The following is a 2,827-nucleotide window of genomic DNA, read 5'->3' on the forward strand; positions in this document are numbered from 1 at the left end:
TCCGTATCCAACCACTCTGAAGAATCCAATGGGAAAGCATCATTAATATCTAAATACGTGTCGTTATCATCATCAGAATCACATACATTCCCTATTGAATCTTGATCGGTATCTAGTTGATCAGCATTGATAGTTTCAAGACAATTATCTATTTCATCGTTAATACCGTCCAGATCTGTATCCTTTTGAGATAAAGAACATCCATATTGATCAACTGCTTTTCCAGCTGGAGTGCCGGGGCAGGAGTCATTATCATCTAAAACACCATCATTATCGAAATCTCTGGCGCCTTGATTAAACCAAAATCCAAAATCAGCATAAAGAATTAAGTCATTACCACTCTCCGATGGGGTAATGAAATTAACTTGTCTAGACTTTATCGTTTTAATATTGTTTACATAAGAGGTATATATGACTTGATTGTCTAGAGTTGCAAAATTTGGTTTCCCCCAAGTATTATTTGAAAAATATTCAAGATCACCTCTTTCTAAATCTAACAGAATAACAAAATACTGATACACACCATCTACAGTTTGTCTCCAATCAAAGGTTATTAAGTTATTTGTGGTTTTAGCAAATGACGGGTAACCAATAGATACTCCATTTGGTAAATTTGAATATAACTTAAATATATTTCCATTACTAAATTTGTTATTTTCTGAGTTCCAAACGTTCATAAGGCCAATATCCCAGAAGTATATGTCTTCTGAGTTTCCTAAAGGTATTTTATTAAGTTGATCAAAAATTATGGATTCACTTTTGTTATCCCACTCTAATGCGTCTGCATAAAGGACATTGTCTGCAGTCACACCCTCAGTCATTGTAGGGGTATATAATTTGAAATCTGCCCACTGCTCACCTATAAAGTCATAGACATAAATATAATTATCAGAGTCTAAAATAGTAGTCACTGCTAATTTACTCTTATCTTTTGAAATTGCTGATGACCACCATTTTGGAGTATCATTAAGGGTCCATTCATATAAAGTATCATCAATTAATCGAAGTCCTATTAAATGATTTTGATCTGAAACAAACAATAAGAAAGTTCCATCAGATGAGATTGTAGGTTTACTTCCATTTTTTGCTGTTGTAGTTATTGGTACAAAATTAGTCCCTTGAGTACTTGATATATAAAAAGAAGTTGGATTACTTTCATCTGTATCATAGGAAAGAATCAAATCGTTACCGTTTATTTCAATAAGAACTTCTTCTACAGGTTCCTCATATACAATTCCAACGGCGTCTAATGCTTGTTTAACTGATGAAAGTTCTGATGCTCCATAAAGGTCAGTTGCACTACTTTCTAAAGCAATTCTTAAATCTACAAAATTTGAACTTCGAGTCAAATAAACAGTTAGCGCTCTATACCATATTTGTTCTGCTTTTTCCTTTCCTATTTCTATGGCTGCTAAATAAAAAGCTTTGTTGGAAATTCCGCTGTTATAATGAACTCCACCATGATCTGTTTCTGTTCCAATATATACAGCATCATCATAATGCTCAGGTTGACCTTGTTTTGGGGGTTCAATCATGCTTCTCATAAAACCATAAGGGTAATAACATGGAAGATCTGGGTTAGAACACCAGTCGTTAACACTTGGATTTAAAATAATATCTTCCCCAAGGGTCCAATCATCTCTATCTACCATAACTCCAAAAATATCTGAAAAGGATTCATTAACAGCTCCTGACTCATCCTGATACACTAAATTTGCTGAACTAGTAATGACTCCATGAGCAAACTCATGTGCTGCAACATCTAATGCTCCCGCCAGAGGAGAAAATTGGTTTTTACCATTGCCATAACTAATATATGATCCATTCCAAGTAGCGTTATCATATTCTGTACCATCCTTTGGATCTAATACATTTGTAACAGAAAGAATTCTCCCTCCACTTCCATCAATTCCGTTTCTTCCAAAAGTTTCTAAAAAATAATCATAAACCAAAGAGGCATTATAATGAGCAGAAACTAGGCTAGGATCTGACCATGTATTGTCTGGGTCTGACTGATAATATGGAATACCATCACTATTATTAGATTTAAAAGTGGTTATACTTCCTTTACGATCTATTCCTGATGAAGAAGAGGCGTTATAAGACGGCTTAGAGATATCTATTAACCAATATGTATTATCAAAGAGGAATGTATTAAGGTTTCTTAAAACTCCATTTAAATCAATACCCGTTGCAATTGCATTGTTTTCTATTACTTCTTTAAGGGCTTCCTTTTTCTTATTTGATTTTAAAGGTTTGTTTTTTTTTTCACGATTAGCATGTCGTGTCGTGTTAATCTTATCTAATATTTCACCTGTTTTATCATCAATGAAAAGCTCCCAACGATCTAATTGTGATGAATAAATTGTTAAGTGCCAAGAAAGATAATTTTGATTTTTCTTGTTATAAATAACCAATGTTGGCTCTATAGAATCATTGTGCTTATTTAATTCTTGTATTTTTTTGTCAAATATTTTTGGAAGTTTTTTTATAATTCTTTCTGAATTAAGTACAGGGCTCGTATTTACCTCCACCGGGGTTGGGATAAAAGATCCAGTCAATAAATTGACACTTCCTTTTTTGTCCAAATGAACAATAATCTCCTGAGCATAGACCAATAAACCTTTATAGGTTTGTTTGTATTTTATATGTATAAGCCCTATTTGATCCTTGTTTTTATTTAAAACCTCAAACTCCGCGTTAGGAGATTTTATCTTAAGAATATCTTTAACCTCTTCTAAGTACTCTGAAACTTTTTCTTTATCTGATTTTTTTGCAGTAAGGGAGTAATCTCCAACATATTCACTTTTTATAAATGCTGGCGTTC

General features: G+C 33.1%; 1 protein-coding gene. It reads right to left on the minus strand.

Annotated elements, in window-relative coordinates; all coding sequences use genetic code 11:
• On the minus strand, positions 1–2,827 hold a 2,827-nt coding region (locus tag AC34EU_RS08735; RefSeq protein WP_489696225.1), incomplete at both ends, for a M4 family metallopeptidase.

The sequence above is a fragment of the Candidatus Marivariicella framensis genome, assembly GCF_982709265.1.